A 20,415-nucleotide genomic window follows, 5' to 3' on the forward strand; every position below is an offset into this window, starting at 1 on the left:
GCGCGCGGCAGCATTCCCTCCCCCTTGTGGGGAGGGTTAGGGTGGGGGTCCATCTTCGTAAGAATCCAAATGCGATTGCCCTGCCACAAGGGGGGGAGATCGGGAGCTTCGGCCGACTGCTCAAGCTCGCCTTCACCGCCGCCATCCACAGCCGGTCGATATTGGCCAGGAATTTCTCGTCGAGCTTTTTGAGGTGCTTCCAGTACATGCCGTCCTCGAAGAAATAGCCGAGATCCTTCTCGATCCTGTCGGCCTCCTCCGCCTGATCGAGCCGCAGGCCGGCAAGCATGTCGGCCTTCATTTCCGAAAGCCGCGAGGAAGAAAGCGCGCCGACTTCATCGAGCGTCAGCCGCGGGAAGACCAGCCGGCTGCGCGGCAGGTCGGATAGGTTGACGCACAGGCAGCCGCGCCGAAGCGCATGGATGAGCAGGCGGGCCGACTTCGCCTCGAGGTTGCGCAGGGTGACGTCGTTGCGCAGCGGATCGGCGCGGCCGACGCCGTAAAAATGCGTGTTGCCGGGCTGGTCGTAAATCATGTCGCAGCCAAGGAATGCCAGCACGTCCGGCTTCTGACTGTGGATCGTCCAGTAGGCCGCTGTCATCGACATGGTGCCCCCGGCATAGACGAAGCCGCCAAAGCTGTTTTGCGCCGGCACGTAATGCGAGGCGCTGAAGATCTGCGCCTGCTGCAGGGGACCGCCTTGCGGCATCCGCTCCGCCGGGAAATCGCCGGCATGGACGAGGAAATCCCAGTCCGGCCGCACGCGCCAGGCGTTGTTGATGGCGACGATCTTGCCGAAGGCCTGCTTGGGCCAGGCGGCGCAGCGCACCACATCGGGGGCGCTGCCGATCAGCAAGATCACGTTTGGCGTTCCGTCGATCACCACAACCCTCTCGACCGGCCGAAATGCATCCCGATGCCGCCCGGTTGAACGGCTTTATAGCCTCAACCGCCCATCGAAAACACCAGCCGGATTTAGGCTGCATCAACGAAAGGGAGCTTGCCAGCCGGTTGTAAAATGTGGCCTTAGGCACAGTCGTACAAGCAGCAGGCAGGTTTTCCCGCTAGCCCAAAAACGACGATATGAGTTGGGCGATATATATTAGTTGGCTAAACTAGCGGAACGTCCAACGCACATTCCCAGAACCGAACATGTCCTGTCTAGACCATGATATCTATATGGGACATTACTGCATAAGCTGAATGCGACCTCGACGGTTCGGCGGCACAGCCCTCAGACGCCGCGGCTTTGCCGCCGCGCCTTTCGCCCCGGATCCGTAGATCAACCGGACGACGAACAGGAAATATCCAACCTGCATGACGATCAAGGTCAAGATCGTCCAGGCCAGCGTCTTCCAGATTGAACCCGTCGCAAAGTAAGTCGAGATCGCCACGATGGACGATGTGGTGGTCAGCCCCACCAGGAACTGTGGAAAGTTCATGACTTTTCTGCGCCGCCCCGAAACTCGCAACAGCCGGGACGAACTCCCCTAACCCATTACCCCGGGCCAACGTTTTCACTATTTTAGCAATTGCGCAAGCACCAAATAGAACAGCAGTTAACGCATGCTTCCGTGATCAAGGGCTGCATGTCAGGTCACCAAGGTGGGCTGGCTTGGACAGCGGCTGCGCGTCCCCTACTCCCCAGCAACCTCCCTATACGCCCTCACCGCCCCATCAAGCCCACGTATTCGCCACGTCTCCGCTTCGCGCGCCTCGAGATAGGACGGGCCGAGCGGGACTTTCCCTCCGCCGTCCGGCAGGTCCAGCACGTAGACGGGATTGCAGATGCCCGACAGGCGCGCACGCAAGGCGCTGACCAGCGCCTGGCCCTCGGCGATCGTGGTGCGCCGGTGCGCCATGCCGCGCACGAGATCGCCGTGGTGCAGGTAGTAGGGTTTGACGCCAAGGCGATACATCAGCTCGCGGCACAGTTCTTCCAGCACCTCGACCGTATCGTTCACGCCTTTCAGCAGAACGCTCTGGTTCAGCAGCACGAAGCCGCCCTGCCGCAACGTGCGGCAGGCCCGCTCGGTCGCCTCCGTGATTTCGCGTGGGTGGTTGAAATGGGTGACGACAGTGACCATCAGCCGGCCCTGCAAGGCTTGAATCAACCCGCCGGTGACGCGCGACGGCAGCGCGACGGGTACGCGAGTGTGGATGCGCAACAGCCGCACATGCTGGATCGCCTCGACACGGGCGCGGATTTCCGCCAGCGCCCTGTCCGGCAGCGACAGCGGGTCGCCGCCGGTCAGGATCACCTCGCGGATTTCCGGATGGGCCGCGATATAGGCGAAGGCCGGCTCCAGCGCCTCGCGCGAAAAACCCCGGCCGATCGAGGTCAGCTGCTCCTTGCGAAAGCAGAACCGGCAATAGACCGCGCATTGATAGGTCGGGAACAACAGAACCCGGTCGGCATGTCGATGCGTCAATCTAGGCACGGGACTGAAGGCGTGGTCGGCGATCGGATCGTCGAGTTCGCCCTCCTGCTCTGCCAGTTCGTCGGGCGACGGGATGACCTGAAGCCGTATCGGATCGGCGGGGTCGTTCCAGTCGATCAGGTCGAGATAGGCCTTGGGAATGCGAACCTTGTGGCGCGTGGCCGCGGCTTTGGCCGCCGCCCGCTCGGCTGGCGACAGCGGCAGCGAATCCAGATCGCCTACCTGCCGCACGCCCTCGCGAACATCGTCCCGCCATGCGGCATCCGCCTCGCGAGCGCGCCGGTCATCGGCTGCCACGCCGGCCGCATCGACCGCCATGCTGGCGTCGGGGATGTCGGGATGTGAGGTCATCGCAGGCTCCTTGAATTTCGGGCCGGGGTACAGCATTGAAGGCAGGACTTGAAGGCAATAAGCGGTGTTTGGCCGGATTGGAGGGCGCGGCAGGAAGCCACAACCGGCCATGGTCAGAACAATCGTCCAACATCGCTGACGCAAAACATTAGCTTGCTCTTATATTAGCTTGAGCGTATACACATAAACGGCCGGTGATCTACCCCCCAACCGGTTAGGCTCGGCGCCAGTTCCCTCCCTACCCCTCAGGTCAACGACGCCGGGCCGCTCGGGCCCGCCCGGTCGCCCGCGGTCGAGACCGGATCGTCGACCTCTTCGATGTCGATCATGCCCCCTGCTCAAGCAGCACCCAGCTGAACATGCCAGCTGAACACATCGGCGATGCCCGCGTCTCTCGGCCTTCCCGTCGCCGGCCGCGGTCGCTAATCTCGGATTGTGAAAAAGCTGGAGAACAGCGTATGGCGAACGACTTGTCGCCAAGGCTTTTGGAGATCGTCAATGCGCTGCCTTTGCGGCAGGGCATGCGAGTGCTGGAGATTGGCTGCGGACCGGGTGCTGCAGCGCGCGAGATCGCGCGCCGGATCGGCGGCGGGCACGTGCTGGCGATCGACCGCTCGGCCAAGGCCATCGCGCAGGCCGGGGCCGCCTCGCGCGCCGAGATTGCGGCAGGCCGGCTGAGCCTTCGCCAGATCGCCATCGAGGATTTCGAGTTGGAGGCCGATGAGAAGCACTTCGACATTGCCGTTGCGGTGCGCGTCGGCGCGCTGGACGGGCGTCATCCCGAAGCAGGAAAAATTGCCCTGCGACGGCTCAAGGCGGCGTTGACCGCGCAAGGCCGGCTGTTCATCGACGGCGGCGATCCGCTGCGCGAAATTGCGATACATGGCTGAGCACCTCGTGCTTGGCCCCCGGAATCGAGCGTCTACGTGACCGTGCGCGGCAGAGCCGGCCTCAGCTCCGCAACCCCGGCGCCTCCTGCCCGGTGCGCTCGACATATTCGGTATAGCCGCCGCCATAGGTGTGGATGCCCTCGGGCGTCAGTTCCAGCACCCGGTTCGACAGCGCCGCCAGGAAATGGCGGTCGTGCGAGACGAACAGCATGGTTCCCTCGTACTGCGACAGTGCCGTGATCAGCATCTCCTTGGTGGCGATGTCGAGGTGGTTGGTCGGCTCGTCCAGCACCAGCAAATTGGGCGGATCGAACAGCATCAGCGCCATCACCAGCCGCGCCTTCTCGCCGCCCGACAGCACGCGGCATTTCTTCTCGATCTCGTCGCCGGAAAAGCCGAAGCAGCCGGCCAGCGCCCTGAGCGGTGCTTGGCCGGCCTGCGGAAACGCATCTTCCAGCGTCTGGAACACGGTGCGCTCGCCCTCCAGCACTTCCATGGCGTGCTGGGCGAAATAGCCCATCTTGACGCTGGGCCCGCGCGCCACCGTGCCATTGTCCGGCTCGGAAGCGCCAGCGACCAGCTTCAGCAGCGTCGACTTGCCGGCGCCGTTGACGCCCATGATGCACCAGCGCTCGCGGCGGCGCACCTGAAAATCCAATCCCTCGTAGATCGAGCGGCTGCCATAGCCCTTGTGCACGTTCTTCAGCGTCACCACGTCCTCGCCGCAGCGCGGCGCCGGCTGGAAGTCGAACGATACCTTCTGGCGGCGCTTGGGCGGCTCGACCCGGTCGATCTTGTCCAGCTTCTTCACCCGGCTCTGTACCTGGGCGGCATGCGAGGCACGCGCCTTGAAGCGCTCGATGAAGGCGATCTCCTTGGCCAGCATCGCCTGCTGGCGCTCGAACTGCGCCTGCTGCTGCCTGTCGGCAATCGCCCGCTGCTGCTGGTAGAATTCGTAGTTGCCGGAGTAAGCGGTCAGCGAACCGCCGTCGATCTCGACCACCTTGTTAACGATGCGGTTCATGAACTCGCGGTCGTGCGAGGTCATCAGCAGCGCGCCGTCATAGTTCTTCAGGAACTGCTCCAGCCAGATCAGGCTTTCCAGGTCGAGATGATTGCTCGGCTCGTCGAGCAGCATGGCGTCGGGCCGCATCAAAAGGATCCTGGCCAGTGCCACGCGCATTTTCCAGCCGCCGGACAGCTTGCCGACGTCGCCGTCCATCATCTCCTGGCTGAAGCCGAGGCCGTCCAGCACCTCGCGCGCCCGGCCATCCAGCGCGTAGCCGTCGAGCTCCTCGAAGCGGTGCTGCGCCTCGCCGTAGCGGGCGATGATCTCGTCCATCTGGTCGGCCTGGTCAGGGTCGCCCATGGCGTGCTCGAGCTCGCGCATCTCGGCCGCCACTTCGCTGACCGGTCCGGCGCCGTCCATCACTTCGGCCACCGCACTGCGGCCTTCCATGTCGCCGACATCCTGGCTGAAATAGCCGATGGTGACGCCGCGATCGACCGAGACCTGGCCTTCGTCGGGCTGCTCCTCGCCGTTGATCATGCGAAACAGCGTCGTCTTGCCGGCGCCGTTAGGCCCGACCAGCCCGACCTTCTCGCCCTTCTGCAACGCGGCGGAGGCTTCGATGAAGACGATCTGCCTGCCGTTCTGCTTGCTGATGCTTTCGAGACGAATCATGGTTTTCCGGGGAAGGCCAAAGGAGAGTTCCTGCGCCAATACGCGATAGACCGCGCCGGCGGAAGCCCGCAGTAGTGAGGCGCCCCGCGCCAAATTGTCTGAACCCGCCAGTTGCTTCCCGGCTGGATCAGGCTTTGACGGCGTAGGGATGAGCCAGCGGATCAGCTATCGGTCAGGGCTTTTGTCGTCGCCAGCTTGACCCCGGCGGCGGCAAATGCCGCATTGTGCCGGGCGATGATCTCCGCGGCGGTCTCGCTGGCCGCGTCGAGCGTGCTGTGGGCGTCGGAAACCACGGTGACGCCCAGGCCCGCTGCAAAGGCGCCCTTCACCGTGGCCGCCACGCAGAAATCGGTCTGCGCGCCGATCAGAACGACCTCGCCGGCGCCCTGCCCGGCCACCCATTCTGCAAGGGCGGCATTGCTGAACGCATCGCCGACACACTTGGCGAAAGTCGGCTCGTCCTCGGCCTGGCCGAGCGCCGGCCACACCGGCCAGCCCGGCTCACCCGGCGCCAGAGGATCGCCCTGCGGCCCGTCATGCCTGATGAAGGCGACTTTGCGCCCGCTGCGCCGCGCCCATTCGATCAGCGCGCGGGTGCGGGCAACGATGCCGTCGGCATCATGGATCGGCGGTTCGGCAACACCGTCGAACATGCCGGTCTGAAGGTCAATCACGATGAGCGGCGCAGCGGCCGAGGGGCTGGTCTCTGACATGGACGCGAGCATAGCGTGGGTGGTAGGCGGGTCAAGTATACGCGCCGAAGCCGACGCTGGAGCTGCTGATCTCCCCCTCGTGGGGCAGGGCTATCGCAGGTGGAAAGCCGAGGCTTTCGCTCTACGATGGACCCCCACCCCTAACCCCTCCCCACAAGGGGGAGGGAGACTTCCGTTGGCACTGACCTCGGCAAATTGCCTGCCTTTCGGCGCCAAAGGGGAAGTAAGGGCGCGCGGCAGCGTTCCCTCCCCCTTGTGGGGAGGGTTAGGGTGGGGATCCATCTTCGTAAGAATCCAAATGCGATTGCCCAGCGCAACAGTGGGGGTGTCCAAGCCCTGGCGACGAAATTGGATATCCCGCAATCAATCCGGCGCGCCGGCGAAAAGCACCGTCCTATCGCCGCCGCCAGCCGGCCAGTCCCTGATGCTGCGGTCGTAGCCGCCGGTCAGCACCGTGCCGCCCGCGGCAAAGGCAACCGCATAGATCGGGCCGGACTGGCTGTCGAACATGGCGAGCTGGTTGCCGGTCTCCATGTCCCACAGCCGCGCCGTGCCGTCGAGCGAGCCTGAGAGCAGCCGCTCGCCGTCGGCTGAGAGCGCCAGGGCGTAGACGGTGCCTTCATGGCCGTCGAAACGGCGGACCTCGCGGCCGCTGTCCAGATCCCACAGCTTGATCGTGTAATCGCCGCTGCCGGTGATGACATGGTGCCCGTCGGCGGCAGCTGCCGCAGGCATCGCGGCGTTGCCGGAGGCCAGTGGTGCGCTAGATCGCTCGCCGAGGATCTCGCTCGAGGCCAGCAATGCACGATTGGAAGCTACCTTGGGACGGCGGTTGCCTGTGCACCGGAATACGCTTTCGCATCAGCGCCCCGCCCTTGCTGACGATGGCGTGTCACTGCACCGGCTGCCAGAAGCTGAGCGCCAGCGCGTATTCCCTGACCATCGCCGTGCCCAGCGACGGTTTCGCCATAACGCAAGGCGAGCCGGTGGTCGGCGGCCTGCACGGCCCGCACCGGCAGCTCTATTGCCCGCATTGCAAGAACTGGATGTTCACGCGTCCGCATGGACTGGACTTTTTCGTCAACGTTCGTGCGACCATGCTGGACGAACATCATTGGTATGTGCCTTTCGTCGAAGTCTTCACGTCGGAAAAGCTGCCCTGGGCTTCGACCGCCGCTAGCCACAGTTTCGCAACGCAGCCCGACCTTGAGGGATACGCACCTCTGATCGAGGCGTTCGCCCGCGAAGCGGCGCGGCCAACTTGACTGGTTGCCGCCAGGAAAGGCGGCGCCAGCCTCCGTGCCTCACTTCAACTCCACCCAGACCGGCGCGTGATCGCTGGCGCCGGTCTCGCCGCGCACGTCGCGGTCGATGCCCGCCGCTACCAGCCGGCGCGACAGCTTCTTGCTGAGCAAGATATGGTCGAGGCGCAGGCCGGCATCGCGCGGCCAGCGGTTGCGGCGATAGTCCCAGAATGTGTAGAGCGTCTCGTTCGGGTGCTTCTTGCGCAGCGCGTCAAGCCAGCCCTGGTCGAGCAGCCGCTGGAACGATGCGCGGCTTTCCGGCTGGACCAGCGCGTTGTCGTCATAGGAGCGGGTCGGGTAAATGTCGCGCGGCTCGGGCACGATGTTGTAGTCGCCGGCCAGCACCACCGGCAGGCCGGTGTCGAGCAACTGCGCCGCATGCGCCTCCAGCCTTTCGTGCCAGTTGAGCTTGTACTGGAATTTCGGGCCGGGCTGCGGATTGCCGTTCGGCGCGTAGAGGCAGGCGACGACGATGCCGTTGACCGCTGCCTCGATGTAGCGCGCCTGCTGGTCGCTATCGTCGTCGGGCAGCGCCTCGCGGGTCAGAACGGGTTCTGCGCCACGCGAAAGGATGGCGACGCCGTTCCAGGTCGGCTGCCCGACCCAAACCGCGCCGTAGCCGGCCGCCGCCAGCGCAGTGCGCGGAAACTGCGTCTGTCTCGCCTTGAGCTCCTGCAGGCAGGCGATGTCGGGTTTGGCGGCAGCCAGCCATGCGAGCAGGTTCGGCAGCCGGCTGTTGATGTTGTTGACGTTGAAGGTGGCGATCTTCATCGGCCTGCTTCAGCGCACGATGCGTTCGGTCCACGCCTTCACCGCATCAGCGAGCGTCTTCAGATGATCGGCGGTGGAGAAGCCGGAGATGTTTTTGCGCGGCTTCAGATCATGGTCGCCGTCTTCCAGCCACAAAATCTCGATTGCGTCGGACAGAGCATAGGTCGCGACCTCGTCTTTGGTCCCGAACTCGTCGCGCGTGCCTTGGAAGATCACTGTCGGCGTCTTGAGATCGGCCAGGTGTTTTGTCCGAAGCTGCGTCGGTTTGTCAGGCGGATGGAAGGGATAGCCGAGACAAAGCAGCCCTGAAATCTCGCCCTTCGAAAACATCTCGTCGGCGATCATCGAAGCGACGCGTCCGCCCATCGACTTGCCGCCGATGATCAGCGGACCCTTCACGCCCTTCGCCCGGAGGTCGGCGATCGCCTTGACGTATTCCGGGTTAACCGTCTCGGCGCGCGGCGGCGGCTTGCGGTGGCCGTAGCGGCGAGCCGCCATGTAGTGGAATTCGAAGCGCGCGACGCGGAAGCCGGCCTCGGCCAGCGCTTTTGCCGTGGCTGTCAGCGAGGGGGAGTCCATAGGAGCGCCTGCGCCATGGGCGAGCAGGATGGTGATTGGGGCGGTGTCGGGGCCATCGAAGAGGAAGGTTGTCATGGGGACTCCAACGCTGGTGACCCCTTCTCCCCTTGTGGGAGAAGGTGGCCGAGCGAAGCTCGGTCGGATGAGGGGTGTTCCAGGGAACGCCGACGCCTCATTTCTTCCAACACCCCTCAACCGGCTCGGCGCTGCGCGCCGATCCACCTTCTCCCACAAGGGGAGAAGGAGGCGCTACTACCTCACCCTGCCGACATCCGCGCCAGCTGCAAATCCACGAACTGTATCCCCTTGGCCGCCGTGCGCGCCCATTCGGAATTGGCGTCGAGCTCGAGGTAGCGCACCCAGCGACGCCGCGCCTCGGCGAGATTGCCGGCGTCGAACTCCAGCCTGGCAAGGTTGAACACCGCGTCGGCATAATTGGGATCGAGTGCGATCGCCTTCAGCAAATGGCGGCGCGCCGAGGCTACCCGCCCCTCCTCGCTCATCAGCCCGGCGAGATTGAACCAGGCCTCGACGAAGCCGGGATCGAGCTTTATGGCGCGGGCATAGTCGTGCGCCGCCTCGGCCGCCTGGCCGGCGGCGCGCAGGCAGTTGGCGCGGTTGAAGGCGGCGATGGCATCGCTTGGGTCGATGGCCAGGCAGCGCTGGTAGAGCGCCGCCGCCTGCTCGTGCTCTTCAGCCCCTTCCGCCGCCTCGGCATCGGCGAACAGCTCTTCCAGCGTGTCGTCATCCTGCGTTCCCAGATCGAACAGCAGCTGGCCGTCGAGTTCGCTCTGGCCGCCTTCGAGATAGATCGCATCGGCCCGCCCGTGCTGCGAGCCGACGGCGAGCGACTTGGCGGTGAGCGAGGCGACCGGGCCCGAGCGGTGCACCGAGCGCGCAATCGCCCCCCACGAGGCGCCGCCGGCAACCAGCCCGGCATATTTGCGGGCGAGGATCAGGTCGCGAAAGGAATACGGTTCGCAATCATGCTCGAAGGCATCGAACAGCGACAAAAGGTCGAGATCCTCGCCGGTCAGCCGCGACTGGTCGATCAGCGACTGCCGCGACAGCGCAGAAGCCTCCGGCGCCTTCATCAATCCGAGCAGGCGCAGGAAGCCGTTCTCGCTGACCAGCTTGCGCCCCGCCGTGCGCTCCGCAGCAGCCCGACGCTCGATCTCGCCATCGCCGGCTTTGGCGAGCAACTTGCGGCCCAACACGACATGTGTGGTGCGCCGAGTGACGCCGCGCCGCAACTGGCCGTGCTGGCGCTCGACCTCGCGCGCCGCCAGCCTGAGCGGAAAGGCCGCCAGCGCGCCGACGATGCCGAAGACCGTGCCGGCGAGAGCCGTCACGCCTTGCTCTTGCCGACGGCTTTGAGAAGGTTCGCCTTGAGCGGGTTTTCCTTGACCGCGGCGGCGCCGGCCTTGGCGGATTTCGCCGCGGGTTTGGCCGTTTCATCGGCCTTGCTCTTCGACTTGGCCGGCGGTTTGGCCGATTGCGACAGGCTCGCCTTCAGCGCATCCATGAGATTGATGACATTGCCGCGCTCGGGGGCCGCCGCGATGATCGGCTTATGGCCCTTCAGCTTCTCGCGGATCATCGCCATCAGCGCGATCTCGTAGCGGTCCTCGTAATTCTTCGGATCGAAGGTGGTTTCCTTCTGCTTGATCAGCGCTTCGGCCAATTGCAGCATTTCGGGATCGGGGTTTCCGGCCGGGATATTGCCGAAATATTCAGCCGTGCCACGCACTTCGTTCGGATTCCTCAAGGTGCAGACGAACATGCCGTTCTCGCGCGCGCCGATCGTCACCACGCGCTCGCGGCTGGACAGCACCAGGCGGGCGATCGCCAGCTTGCCGGATTTGCGCATCGCTTCGCGCAACACGGCAAAGGTCTCCTCGGCCATTGCGCCGTCCGGCGCCAGGTAATAGGGCGCGTCCTGATAGATGACGTCGACCGAATGCTCGTCGACAAAAGCCTCGATGTTCATCGTATGGTTGGATTCGATGCGCACCGCATCGAGATCGGAGTCCTCGATGATGATGTACTGCTTCTCCTCGTATTCGTAGCCCTTGACCAGGTCCGAACGCTCGACCAGCCCGAGCTCGGGGTCGACCGGCTTCATGTTGATGCGGTTGTGCGTCTTCTTGTGCAGCTGGTTGAAGCTGATGCGCTCGCTGGCGCTCGTCGCCGGATAGAGCCGGACCGGACAGCTGACCAGACTGAGCTTGAGGTAACCTTTCCAACTTGCCCTGGGCGCCATGAAATACTCCTACGCGGCCTTGTGCTGTCGAACTGTTCGCAGCGTTCATTCGTCCGGAGGACGAATGCGGCTGCCGAAATCCTACATTGCCCTTACAATACCGGCAAATCCCTAGCGAAATCTTCCTCCGCCGGAGCCCCTGCAGGTAAGAGGTCCGTGGCGAAGAATAATTCAAATTTTCCGGAGCGTCGATGGAGTCTGGGGCCGCGCCCGCGGGACTATCTCGCAGTGCCCATCACCGGCAAATCCCGGGCGAAATCTTCCATGTCGGCCCAAGGGTCGCCTGACGTCGCCAGCAGGCCCGGCAGTGACGAATAATTCAGATCCTGCGGGGCATCGATGGTCGCCAGGTCGCTCCAGCTCACCGGTGTCGAGGCCGGCAAATTGGTGCGGGCGCGCAGCGAATAGGGAGCCGCCGAGGTGTGGCCGCGCGCATTGCGGTGATAATCGATGAAGATGCGCCGCTTGCGGTTATCCTTGCCCATGGTGGTGGTGAAAGTGTCGGGCGCGGTGGCGGCAAGATGCGTCGAGATGGCGCTGGTCGCCTGGTGCAATTTCTTCCAGTTCTGCTTTTGCGTCACCGGTACTGATATGTGGATGCCGTGGCCGCCGGACGTCTTGGCGAACGGCACCAGCCCTAGCGCTTCCAGCTCGCCCTTAATGTGCACCGCCGCCTCAACCACCTCGCGCCAGGCGATCCCCTCGCCCGGGTCGAGGTCGAAAACGACCAGGTCCGGCTTGTCGAGCCGCGTGCGATGGGTGCCCCAGGTGTGGAACTCGACGACACCGAACTGCGCCAGGGCCAGATAGCCCTTGGCGTCTTCCACCGAGAGATAGGATTTGGTCTCGCCCTCCGAATTGGTCGCTTCGAAAGTCGCCACGGATGACGGCATGCCGGTGAAGGCGTGGCGCTGGAAGAAACAGTCCTGCGGCCTGCCGGTCGGGCAGCGCACCAGCGACACCGGCCGGCCGAGAATGTGCGGCAGCATGAAATCGCCGACCAGCGCATAATAGACGGCAATGTCGAGCTTGGTCGGGCCGGTCTTGCCGAACAGCCGTCGCGTCGGATTGGTCACCCAGATGGTGGCGAGGTCGGCCTCGGCGATCAGCCGCTTGCGCTTGGCCGAAACCGGCGTCGACAGGCCGACGTCGCGCAGGCCGCGGAACACCGCATGGCGCAGCGCATTGTCGGTGGTCCGGTTGGCGTAGTGGATATGCGCCGAAAGCAGCGGCCGCACCCATTTCATCTCGCGCATGATTTCGCGCGGAACGCCTTCTGGCGCGGATGCACCCGCCCTTAGCGGCTCCAGCCTGGCCAGCAATTCGCCGGCGGTTCCCGCATCGAAGCCGGTGCCGACCTTGCCGCGATAGTGCAGCTCGCCGTCCTCGAATTCGCCGAGGCCAAGTGCAGCCAGCCCCTCGGCCGCGTCGGAAACTGTGTAGCCGGCGATGACGAAGTCGCCGGTCTGAAGCGCCTTGGTCTTGGTCCAGGTCTTGGTACGGCCGCTCTGGTAGATTGCCGTGGCGCGCTTGGAGACGACACCCTCGAGCCCCATCTCGGACGCCTGGTCATAAAGTGCCTGGCCGTCTCCTTCGACATGATCGCTGAGCTGGATGGCCGAATTGGCGCCGAGACCGGACAGCAATTGCGAAAGCAGCGCCTTGCGCCGGCGGAGCGGCGCTTGTCTCAGGTCCCAGCCGTCGAGATACAGAAGATCGAAGGCGTAGAAGTGGAGCTTGTTGCCGGCGCCTTCGGCCAGCGCATTCTGCAAAAGGGCAAAGCGGCTGATGCCCTTGGCGTCGAGCGCGACGACCTCGCCGTCGATGATCGCCTCGCGGCACGGCAGCCTGGCGAAGGCAAGGGGCAGGTCGCCATAGCGCTTCGTCCAGTCGAGGCCGGCGCGGGTGATCAGCCTGACTGCGCCGTTACCGAGATGCGCCATGGTGCGGTAGCCATCGAATTTGATCTCGTGCAGCCAGACTTCGCCCGTTCGGGCCGCTGGGTCATCGCCGCCCGGCGGTTTCGAAACCTGCGTCGCCAGTTGCGGCTCGATGCGGGTGGGCAGCGGCGCCTTGACGGCGCCCGGCAAAGCACCTGGCTTCAGCACCACCGGCCTGGCAGGCTTGGCGGCCGGCTTCGGCGTTGCCGCCAGTTCCTCGATGCGGCGTCCGGATTTGACGCTTTCCGGCCGGGCTTCCAGTATGTCGAGCTTGGCGTCGGCGGCGAGATCGCGCTCCTTGAACAGCAGCCAGTTCTTCTTGCCCGCATCCTCGCCGGGCTTCGGTTTCAGCCGCGTCAGCATCCAGCCGCCATTCAGCTTTTCGCCGGCGAGGCGGAACTTGAAGGAACCGGTGCGCAGGCTCTTCTCGACATCGTCCATCGGCGCCCAGACACCGGTGTCCCAGACGATCATCGGCCCGCCGCCATATTCGCCTTCGGGAATCACACCTTCGAAGTCGATATACTCGAGCGGATGGTCCTCGGTCTCGACCGCCAGCCGTTTGTCGGCGGGGTTGAGCGACGGGCCGCGCGGCACCGCCCAGCTCTTCAGCACGTCGCCGACCTGCAGGCGAAGGTCGTAGTGGTCGGCGGTGGCGTGGTGCTTGTGAACGACGAAGCGGTTGCCTTCCCCGGCAACCAGCCCGCCGGCGGGTTCCGGCGTCCTCGTGAACTCGCGCTTGGCGCGATAGGCCTTGAGCTTTGGCGGGGCGGTCACGGCCACATGCTCTTGCGCAAAAACAACGGCTTGATGCGCATGTCTTGAATCATTTTGTCAGCATGCGGCAGGTCGGCGTCATGCCGCTCAATCGTCGGTGGCCGGCGTCAATTCGAGCTCGGCCGGCGACAGGCCCTGCTGCAGCTGGCTGAGCCGGAATTCGTCGACCCAATAGGCCTCGCCGTTGACCAGCACCCGCGCGCTGTAGCTGCCGGCCGAAAAACGCTGCGCGGTGATGTACACCTTGTGGCGGTCGAGCGCGTTCCGCACCGCGGCGCGCTTGGATTTCTGACTGGCGACGGAACTGGCCATGCTGGTTACTCACGCACAAGCCGCAAGGCGGCGTGCCTTAAGGATGGCCGAGAGCGTGTCGGCTGTCAATTTGGCGGTCGCTGCGAGCCGCGCGCGGTAGCGCGTTCTTGCGCAAAGCTCCGGCCTTGGCTAGCATCCGCCGGCAGGCACCGAGCGGAGGAGAACGTCGCGGTGGACCGGCTGGAGCGCCGTTGCGTCCCTTCAAACACGAGTTGGGCGCTCGAAGGACACTCCATTTTTGAATCGACGCAAGGAACCTTCCGGAAAACCCATTCCGGTTTCGGGGTCGTGCGCTCATCTGGGAGGAGACTAAATTGATCAACAGACGTGAATTCCTGCTGTCGACCGCGGCGATGGGCGCTTTGGCGCTGGCCGCTCCGCAACTGGCTTTTGCCCAGGACAAGCTGACCATCCTGGGTTCGGTGCCGAGCCTCGGCTTTCCGTTCTTCGTGCACATGCTGAACCAGATCAAGGCGGAAGCCCAGGCGCAGGGCGTCAACCTGGTCGAAAGCGACGGCCAGAATTCGGCGCCCAAGCAGACCGCCGATATCGAAGCGGCGCTCGTGCAGAAGGTCAACGCCATCGTCATCTCGCCGCTCGACGTCAATGCGCTGGCCCCAGCCATCGAGGAAGCGGTCAAGGCCGGCGTTCCCGTCGTCACCATCGACCGCCGTGTCGAAGGCGTCGAGGGCATCCTTGCCCATGTCGGCGCCGACAACGTCAAGGGCGGCGAGGCCGAAGCGAAGGCCATGGTGGCGGCATTCCCGAACGGCGCCAAGATCTTCCATCTGCAGGGCCAGCCCGGTGCCGGCCCGGCGATCGACCGCAACAAGGGTGTGCACAACGTCCTCGATCCGATGAAGGACAAGTACCAGATCATCTTCGAGCAGACCGCCAACTTCGCCCGCGCCGAGGCGCTGTCCGTCACCGAGGCCGGCCTTGCCGCCAACGGCAAGCCCGACGCGATCATCTGCGCCAATGACGACATGGCGCTTGGCGCGGTTGAAGCCTGCGCGGCGCGCAACTTCACCGACGTCAAGATCTACGGCTTCGACGCGCTTCCCGAAGCGCTGGTCGCCGTGCGCGACGGCAAGCTGGCCGGAACGGTCGAGCAATTCCCCGGCGAACAATCGCGCACTGCGGTGCAGATCGCGGTCGCTTACGCCAGGGACAAGACCGAGCCGAAGGAAAAGCTGGTGCTTTTGACGCCGATCGTCATCGGCAAGGACAATCTCGACAAGGCGGAGAGGCTGGGCGAGACGAAGTAAGGTTGCACAAAGGGCGCGCAGCGGCAAAAGTAGCATTCTGTCGCGCCCCCCCTCTGCCCTGCCGGGCATCTCCCCCCACTTGGGGGGAAATCGGGAGCTTCGCCGATGGCGCCTTTTCTGCAACGCAGGAAGATTGGCGAAAGACATCCAATCTCCCCCTCGTGGGGAGATGTCCGGTAGGACAGAGGGGGCGCTGTCCCGCCATCAATCGCAAATTGGGAGCAACCTTTGCCCGCAGCCGAAGCCGCAGCGCCTTCACCCTCTCCCGCCCTGCTCACCGTCGAGGGCGTGACCAAGCGCTTTGCCGGCGTCACCGCGCTGAACGACGTATCGCTTGAAGTCCGCCCCGGCGAGATCCTCGGCCTGCTCGGCGAGAACGGCGCCGGCAAGTCGACACTGCTCAAGATCCTCTCCGGCGTGATGCCGCCGTCCAGCGGCCGCATCGTCTTCGACGGCGTCGAATTCAGCCCGCACAATCCGCAGGATGCCAAGCGCCACGGCATCGTAACAATCTACCAGGAACTGAGCCTGATCCCGACGCTGACGGTAGCGGAGAACATCTTCATCGGTCGCGCGCCGCTCGGCCGGTTCGGGCTGGTCAGCTGGCGAAAGATGGTGGAAGACTCACGCGCGATCATCGCTCGCGTCGGCCTCGACCTCGACCCGGCGACGCCGGTGTCGGCGCTGTCGGTGGCCGAGCAGCAGCTGGTCGAGATCGCCCGCGCGCTGTCGCTGAAGAGCCGCTTGATTATCATGGACGAGCCGACCTCGGCGCTGACCGAAACCGAAGTGCACAGGCTGATGTCGATCATGGACCGGCTGCGCAAGGATGGCGTCGCCATCATGTTCGTCACCCACCGGCTGGAGGAGGCCTCGGCGATCTGCGATCGCATGACGGTGCTGCGCGACGGCAGGCTGGCCGGCCATCTCGACCGCGAAGGCGGGCCGATCAAACTGCCGAAGATCATCGAGAAGATGGTCGGCCGCGCCGCTTCCGAGCTCTATGCCAGGCCGACGCAGCGCGACGTCGCCGGCGACGTCCGGCTCTCGGTGCGCGGCCTGCGCACGGTGCGCGATCCGCAGGCGCCGCACGCCATCGTGCTCGAAGGCGTCGATCTCGACCTCAAGGCGGGCGAAATCCTCGGCGTCGCCGGCCTCGTCGGCTCCGGCCGCACCGAGCTCGCCCGCGCCATCTTCGGCGCCGACCGCATTGCAGCCGGCACCATCAGGCTCGACGGCAAGCCGATCGCGCCCGCCTCACCCGCCGACGCCATCGAACTCGGCATCGGGCTGGTTCCGGAAGACCGCAAGCACCAGGCAATCTTCGCAGCACTCGCCATCCTCACCAATTTCTCGATCGCCGCGCTCGACCGCTACTCCAGTGTCGGCTTCATGGCCGAGCGGCGCGAACGCGAGGCGCTGGCGAACTACAGGAAGATGCTGTCGATCCGCATGGCTTCGCCCGAGCAGGCGATCGAGGGCCTGTCCGGCGGCAACCAGCAGAAGGTGATCCTTGCCCGCTGGCTGGCGCGCGATCCCAAGGTACTGATCGTCGATGAACCGACGCGCGGCGTCGATGTCGGCGCCAAGGCGGAAGTGCACCAGATCCTGGTGGAGCTCGCCGCGCGCGGCATCGCCATCATGATGATCTCGTCCGAGCTGCCCGAAGTGCTTGCGGTGTCGGACAGGATCGTCACCATGCGGCGCGGGCGCATTACCGGCGAGATGCCCGGCGTCGAGGCGACCGAGGAGAAATTGATGGAACTGATGGCGCTCGACCAGAAGCAGGAAGCAACGCAATGACCAGCACGACCGAACGGAGCCAGCGCGGCGGTGTCAATATTGCGCGGCTGCTGATGAGTTTCGGCCCACTGATGTTCCTGGCGTTGCTGATCGTCGTCTTCACCGTGCTGAAGCCGAGCTTCATCGACCCGATCAACCTGTTCAACATCATGCGCCAGATCTCGATCACCGGCCTGATCGCGCTTGGCATGACCTTCGTCATCCTCACCGCCGGCATCGACCTGTCGGTCGGCTCGCTGCTCGCCTTCTGCGGCATGGTCGCGGCGGTGGTGGCCAAGGGCGGCACCGCCAACACGCTGTCGCTGTCGACAACGGGCACGCAGGGCTATGGCTGGTTCGCCGCCCTTCTCGCGGCCGTCGTCGTCGGTGCCGTGGCCGGCGGCGTCCAGGGCTTTGCCATCACCAGGCTGAAAGTGCCGCCCTTCGTCGTCACGCTTGGCGGCCTCACCGTGTTTCGCGGCCTGACCTTGACGATTTCCAATGGCGGCCCGATCTCCGGCTTCGACGCCTCGATGCGCTGGTTCGGTACCGGCCTGATCGGCCCGGTTCCGGTGCCGGCGATCATCTTCGCGATTGCCGCGATGCTTTGCCATATCGTGCTGCGCTACACACGTTACGGCCGCGCGGTCTATGCCGTCGGCGGCAATGCCGAGGCGGCACGACTCTCCGGCCTGCGTGTCGACCGCATCCTGATCTCGGTCTACATCATCGTCGGCTTCTTCGCCGGCCTTGCCGCCTTCGTTTTGTCGGCGCGGCTCAACTCCTCCGAAGCCGTCGCCGGCATCGGCTACGAGCTGACAGTGATCTCGGCTGTCGTCATCGGCGGCACCTCGCTGTTCGGCGGCATCGGCAGCGTCGGCGGCACGGTGGTCGGTGCAGGGCTGATCGGCGTGCTGCAGAACGGGCTGCAGTTCAACAATGTCTCGTCCTACACGCAAAGCATTGTCATCGGCCTGATCCTCATCCTCGCCGTGGCCTTCGACCGCTGGCTGAAATCGCGGGTAAGGCGGTGATACAGGTGCCATGCCTATCCAGGTCGGCGGGCCAGCACCCCCCTCTGTCCTGCCGGACATCTCCCCCTCAAGGGGGGAGATTGGACGTCGCTCCAGCTTTCGCCAATCTCTAAAGAAGGGAGAATTTTCGGCGAAGCTGCCAATCTCCCCCCTTGAGGGGGAGATGTCCGGCAGGACAGAGGGGGGTGTTCAAGCGCAGCATAGAGAAGATGGGCAAGGTTCGCGCTGAGGAATAGAAGTAGTGAATCACTATCCCGTACCTCCCCGTAACCGCGGCAATGCGCGCAAGATGCGCAAGGCCATGACGGATGCCGAGCTGAAGCTCTGGAATGAGGTCAGGGCGCATCGACTCATGGGGCTGGCATTTCGGCGGCAGATGCCAATTGCAGGCCATATTGTCGATTTTGCCTGCCCGGACAAAAAGCTGATTGTCGAACTGGATGGCTCCCAGCATGCCCGGGCCGATGCCTCAATATCGGACGCTACCAGAAGCGCACGGCTTGAAGCGCTGGGCTGGACTATCCTGCGGTTCTGGAACGACGACGTCATTCGCGATATCGACAATGTCTGCCAGCACATAGTCATGGTGGCCGGCGCGGATGTGCGCTGAACTCAGCCGTGCAGGGCCGGCGGGACAGTACCTCTCTGTCTTGCCGGACATCTCCGCTCAAAAGGGGCAGGTTTCTGGGGCGAGGTGCCAATGACCCAAATAAGAACCATGACCGAACAGGACGTTCCGGCGGTGTCGCGGCTGCTTGGAGGGTCCTGGCGACACACCTATTCGCCGATCCTGGGTGCCGAGACGACGGCACGGCTGTCGGATGAGAGGCACGCGCCGGAGCGGTTGGCGGCCGAGCTCAGGGACGACAGCAAGATGTCCTTCGTCGCCGAGCGGGCTGACGGCTCGCTCGCCGGTTATGCGATGGCCGCGATGGACGACAAAGGCGAGGTCATGCTCGAGCGGCTCCATATAGACAAAAGCGAGTACGGCACCGGCCTTGCCGCCGACCTGCTGCATGCCGTTCTTGCCGCGCATGCGGGTATTCCCAGCATCGCCCTGGAAGTGATCGAGGGCAACGACCGCGCAATCGCCTTCTATCGCAAGCACGGCTTCGAGGTCGTCGAGCGCCGGCCGGCTGCACACGGGGTGGGCGGCCATGCCTCGCTGATCATGCGCCGGCTGCTACCGATGGCTTAGTAGGCGAAAGCGGCTGAGCGCGTAATCTCCCCCCTCGAGGGGGAGATGGCCGGCAGGCCAGAGGGGGTAGCCGCGCGTGAGGCGCCAACTTTCTCTTTCGTCCAACATGGCGTCGCGCCAGGACGTACCGACCCCCTCTGTCGCCTTCGGCGACATCTCCCCCTCAAGGGGGGAGATTGGCGACTTCTCCAACCGCTCAGGCCGGGGCGTTGACGCGCTGTGCGCGCGTTGCCCAGTCGGCAACCGTCGCGCCAGCAACGCTCTCGCCGGCAACCGTCCCGTTCGTCTGCGGCGCAAGCAGGTCGTTGCGGCGGGCGAAGGCAACGAAGGTGGCGCGCGCCGTCTCGGCGTCGATCTCTCCTTCCAGTGCTGCACGGCACGCTTTTGCGGCGATGTCATGCGCGGCCGTCCGGCTCGTTGCCGGCCACTCAGCCAAAAGTGCATAAGCCTCAGCCGCGCTTTCTATCTTCGTCGGCGTACCGAGGCCGGTGAGGATGGTAACCGGCTTGTCGAACGAAGCACGATCCATGACACTCTCCTTTCCTGGCTCAATCGGCTCCTTTCGGAACTCAACCGCGCGGGCGCTTCGATCCGCCTGCAGGACGGCGTCGATCGGCGAATGCAATACGGCTTGCATGCCCGGCCGCGGCAGCAGCCGATGCACCTTGACCAGCGCTCGAGCCAGGCCGCCACGCCCAGCGGCGGATGTTCGCGCCCGTAGAGCCACGCCTTTGCCTTGGCGAGCGGGTAACCCGCCTCTTCGGCGAAATCGGTTTCCGACCAACGCAGCAGGCGCAGGCATTCGCGCATCCGCGCCGCGATCATTTGCGCTCCTCCGTGCCGGCCCCCACGCGTTGAGCCGACAGAAACATCAGCGTGTAGGCCGCCTTGCCGCGGTCCCAGCCGGCCGACTCGGCCATATCCAGCAAGCCGTCGACCAAAGGCGCCAGCGCCGCCCTGCAGTCGGCTTCATAGTTGAAATCGTTTTTCGGGCGGGTCGGCGCCGCGATCTTTCCAAAACTGTCCATCATATCCATGGCAACACCTGCTCAGCATTAGTCCCGGACCGGCAAGACCGTGCCCGCTTTTGGCGGACACGGTCCATCTG

21 protein-coding genes are annotated in these 20,415 nt (G+C 64.7%); 7 read left to right on the forward strand and 14 right to left on the reverse strand.

Annotated features, from left to right (window positions below):
- The 3 genes from NKH99_RS21955 to NKH99_RS21965 all read right to left on the reverse strand — a co-directional run.
- Positions 1 to 862, reverse strand: an 862-nt coding sequence (locus NKH99_RS21955) for a hypothetical protein (RefSeq protein WP_353015496.1), incomplete at its 3' end; no start/stop codon positions are given.
- A 325-nt stretch (positions 863 to 1,187) separates the two neighbouring features.
- Entirely contained in the window at positions 1,188 to 1,442 is a 255-nt protein-coding gene (locus NKH99_RS21960; RefSeq protein WP_352472098.1) for an exopolysaccharide production repressor protein, read from the reverse strand.
- A 195-nt stretch (positions 1,443 to 1,637) separates the two neighbouring features.
- Complete coding sequence (locus tag NKH99_RS21965) at positions 1,638 to 2,759, reverse strand: KamA family radical SAM protein (protein ID WP_502900095.1); 1,122 nt, start codon at positions 2,757 to 2,759, stop codon at positions 1,638 to 1,640.
- Positions 2,760 to 3,250: 491 nt separating this feature from the next.
- On the opposite strand from NKH99_RS21965, the gene NKH99_RS21970 reads away from it, so the two are divergent.
- The gene (locus NKH99_RS21970) at positions 3,251 to 3,682 is read left to right on the forward strand and encodes an SAM-dependent methyltransferase (RefSeq protein ID WP_023675692.1); all 432 of its coding nucleotides are present in this window, start codon (positions 3,251 to 3,253) and stop codon (positions 3,680 to 3,682) included.
- Between the two features lie 61 nt (positions 3,683 to 3,743).
- On the opposite strand, the gene NKH99_RS21975 is transcribed toward NKH99_RS21970, so the two are convergent.
- From NKH99_RS21975 to NKH99_RS21985, 3 genes are all read right to left on the reverse strand, one after another.
- Complete coding sequence (locus tag NKH99_RS21975) at positions 3,744 to 5,366, reverse strand: ABC-F family ATP-binding cassette domain-containing protein (protein WP_352472101.1); 1,623 nt, start codon at positions 5,364 to 5,366, stop codon at positions 3,744 to 3,746.
- Positions 5,367 to 5,527: 161 nt separating this feature from the next.
- Positions 5,528 to 6,079, reverse strand: coding sequence for an isochorismatase family protein (locus NKH99_RS21980; protein ID WP_353015501.1), 552 nt, complete (start codon positions 6,077 to 6,079; stop codon positions 5,528 to 5,530).
- 363 nt (positions 6,080 to 6,442) lie between these two features.
- Positions 6,443 to 6,814: a WD40 repeat domain-containing protein gene (locus NKH99_RS21985; protein ID WP_352816966.1), complete on the reverse strand. Its 372-nt coding sequence runs from the start codon at positions 6,812 to 6,814 to the stop codon at positions 6,443 to 6,445.
- Between the two features lie 65 nt (positions 6,815 to 6,879).
- On the opposite strand from NKH99_RS21985, the gene NKH99_RS21990 reads away from it, so the two are divergent.
- Complete coding sequence (locus NKH99_RS21990; RefSeq protein WP_352490952.1) at positions 6,880 to 7,344, forward strand: GFA family protein; 465 nt, start codon at positions 6,880 to 6,882, stop codon at positions 7,342 to 7,344.
- Between the two features lie 39 nt (positions 7,345 to 7,383).
- On the opposite strand, the gene NKH99_RS21995 is transcribed toward NKH99_RS21990, so the two are convergent.
- From NKH99_RS21995 to NKH99_RS22020, 6 genes are all read right to left on the reverse strand, one after another.
- On the reverse strand, positions 7,384 to 8,154 hold the full coding sequence (locus NKH99_RS21995; RefSeq protein ID WP_353015505.1) for an exodeoxyribonuclease III: 771 nt from the start codon (positions 8,152 to 8,154) through the stop codon (positions 7,384 to 7,386).
- A gap of 9 nt (positions 8,155 to 8,163) precedes the next feature.
- Positions 8,164 to 8,808, reverse strand: a complete 645-nt coding sequence (locus tag NKH99_RS22000) for an alpha/beta hydrolase family protein (RefSeq protein ID WP_353015507.1) — start codon at positions 8,806 to 8,808, stop codon at positions 8,164 to 8,166.
- Positions 8,809 to 8,990: 182 nt separating this feature from the next.
- Complete coding sequence (locus tag NKH99_RS22005) at positions 8,991 to 10,085, reverse strand: tetratricopeptide repeat protein (protein WP_352490093.1); 1,095 nt, start codon at positions 10,083 to 10,085, stop codon at positions 8,991 to 8,993.
- Positions 10,082 to 10,996 carry a non-homologous end joining protein Ku gene (ku, locus tag NKH99_RS22010; RefSeq protein ID WP_353015509.1) on the reverse strand — a complete coding sequence of 305 codons (915 nt, stop codon included), beginning with the start codon at positions 10,994 to 10,996 and terminating at the stop codon, positions 10,082 to 10,084. The genes NKH99_RS22005 and ku overlap by 4 nt, the downstream gene beginning before the upstream one ends.
- A gap of 218 nt (positions 10,997 to 11,214) precedes the next feature.
- Positions 11,215 to 13,713 (reverse strand): DNA ligase D, encoded by a 2,499-nt coding sequence (gene ligD, locus NKH99_RS22015; protein WP_353015511.1) that lies wholly within the window; start codon positions 13,711 to 13,713, stop codon positions 11,215 to 11,217.
- Positions 13,714 to 13,800: 87 nt separating this feature from the next.
- Positions 13,801 to 14,025, reverse strand: coding sequence for a hypothetical protein (locus NKH99_RS22020; protein ID WP_352472112.1), 225 nt, complete (start codon positions 14,023 to 14,025; stop codon positions 13,801 to 13,803).
- A 317-nt stretch (positions 14,026 to 14,342) separates the two neighbouring features.
- On the opposite strand from NKH99_RS22020, the gene NKH99_RS22025 reads away from it, so the two are divergent.
- The 5 genes from NKH99_RS22025 (at position 14,343) to NKH99_RS22045 (ending at position 19,307) form a co-directional block, all read left to right on the forward strand.
- Positions 14,343 to 15,293, forward strand: a complete 951-nt coding sequence (locus tag NKH99_RS22025) for a substrate-binding domain-containing protein (RefSeq protein WP_352472200.1) — start codon at positions 14,343 to 14,345, stop codon at positions 15,291 to 15,293.
- Between the two features lie 228 nt (positions 15,294 to 15,521).
- Positions 15,522 to 17,096, forward strand: a complete 1,575-nt coding sequence (locus NKH99_RS22030) for a sugar ABC transporter ATP-binding protein (protein ID WP_352541163.1) — start codon at positions 15,522 to 15,524, stop codon at positions 17,094 to 17,096.
- Positions 17,093 to 18,109: an ABC transporter permease gene (locus tag NKH99_RS22035; protein WP_353015513.1), complete on the forward strand. Its 1,017-nt coding sequence runs from the start codon at positions 17,093 to 17,095 to the stop codon at positions 18,107 to 18,109. The genes NKH99_RS22030 and NKH99_RS22035 overlap by 4 nt, the downstream gene beginning before the upstream one ends.
- Before the next feature lie 241 nt (positions 18,110 to 18,350).
- Positions 18,351 to 18,719 carry an endonuclease domain-containing protein gene (locus tag NKH99_RS22040; protein ID WP_352472114.1) on the forward strand — a complete coding sequence of 123 codons (369 nt, stop codon included), beginning with the start codon at positions 18,351 to 18,353 and terminating at the stop codon, positions 18,717 to 18,719.
- Positions 18,720 to 18,809: 90 nt separating this feature from the next.
- Entirely contained in the window at positions 18,810 to 19,307 is a 498-nt protein-coding gene (locus NKH99_RS22045) for a GNAT family N-acetyltransferase (RefSeq protein WP_352457301.1), read from the forward strand.
- A 196-nt stretch (positions 19,308 to 19,503) separates the two neighbouring features.
- Here the strand turns inward: NKH99_RS22045 and NKH99_RS22050 are convergent, their stop codons facing one another.
- Entirely contained in the window at positions 19,504 to 19,836 is a 333-nt protein-coding gene (locus NKH99_RS22050) for a DUF982 domain-containing protein (protein ID WP_352501430.1), read from the reverse strand.
- 292 nt (positions 19,837 to 20,128) lie between these two features.
- On the reverse strand, positions 20,129 to 20,344 hold the full coding sequence (locus NKH99_RS22055) for a hypothetical protein (RefSeq protein ID WP_353015515.1): 216 nt from the start codon (positions 20,342 to 20,344) through the stop codon (positions 20,129 to 20,131).
- Positions 20,345 to 20,415: the final 71 nt, after the last annotated feature.

The organism is Mesorhizobium sp. M0854, assembly GCF_040319815.1.
Classification (GTDB): domain Bacteria; phylum Pseudomonadota; class Alphaproteobacteria; order Rhizobiales; family Rhizobiaceae; genus Mesorhizobium.

Coding starts and splice junctions, on each gene's coding strand:
- NKH99_RS22055 (WP_353015515.1), bottom strand. CDS start 20,344: ATGGATATGATGGACAGTTTTGGAAAGATCGCGGCGCCGACCCGCCCG.
- NKH99_RS21980 (WP_353015501.1), bottom strand. CDS start 6,079: ATGTCAGAGACCAGCCCCTCGGCCGCTGCGCCGCTCATCGTGATTGAC.
- NKH99_RS21965 (WP_502900095.1), bottom strand. CDS start 2,759: ATGGCGGTCGATGCGGCCGGCGTGGCAGCCGATGACCGGCGCGCTCGC.
- NKH99_RS21995 (WP_353015505.1), bottom strand. CDS start 8,154: ATGAAGATCGCCACCTTCAACGTCAACAACATCAACAGCCGGCTGCCG.
- NKH99_RS22035 (WP_353015513.1), top strand. CDS start 17,093: ATGACCAGCACGACCGAACGGAGCCAGCGCGGCGGTGTCAATATTGCG.
- NKH99_RS21985 (WP_352816966.1), bottom strand. CDS start 6,814: ATGCCTGCGGCAGCTGCCGCCGACGGGCACCATGTCATCACCGGCAGC.
- NKH99_RS21960 (WP_352472098.1), bottom strand. CDS start 1,442: ATGAACTTTCCACAGTTCCTGGTGGGGCTGACCACCACATCGTCCATC.
- NKH99_RS21970 (WP_023675692.1), top strand. CDS start 3,251: ATGGCGAACGACTTGTCGCCAAGGCTTTTGGAGATCGTCAATGCGCTG.
- NKH99_RS22045 (WP_352457301.1), top strand. CDS start 18,810: ATGACCCAAATAAGAACCATGACCGAACAGGACGTTCCGGCGGTGTCG.
- NKH99_RS21990 (WP_352490952.1), top strand. CDS start 6,880: ATGCACGATTGGAAGCTACCTTGGGACGGCGGTTGCCTGTGCACCGGA.
- NKH99_RS22000 (WP_353015507.1), bottom strand. CDS start 8,808: ATGACAACCTTCCTCTTCGATGGCCCCGACACCGCCCCAATCACCATC.
- NKH99_RS21975 (WP_352472101.1), bottom strand. CDS start 5,366: ATGATTCGTCTCGAAAGCATCAGCAAGCAGAACGGCAGGCAGATCGTC.
- NKH99_RS22050 (WP_352501430.1), bottom strand. CDS start 19,836: ATGGATCGTGCTTCGTTCGACAAGCCGGTTACCATCCTCACCGGCCTC.
- NKH99_RS22020 (WP_352472112.1), bottom strand. CDS start 14,025: ATGGCCAGTTCCGTCGCCAGTCAGAAATCCAAGCGCGCCGCGGTGCGG.
- ku (WP_353015509.1), bottom strand. CDS start 10,996: ATGGCGCCCAGGGCAAGTTGGAAAGGTTACCTCAAGCTCAGTCTGGTC.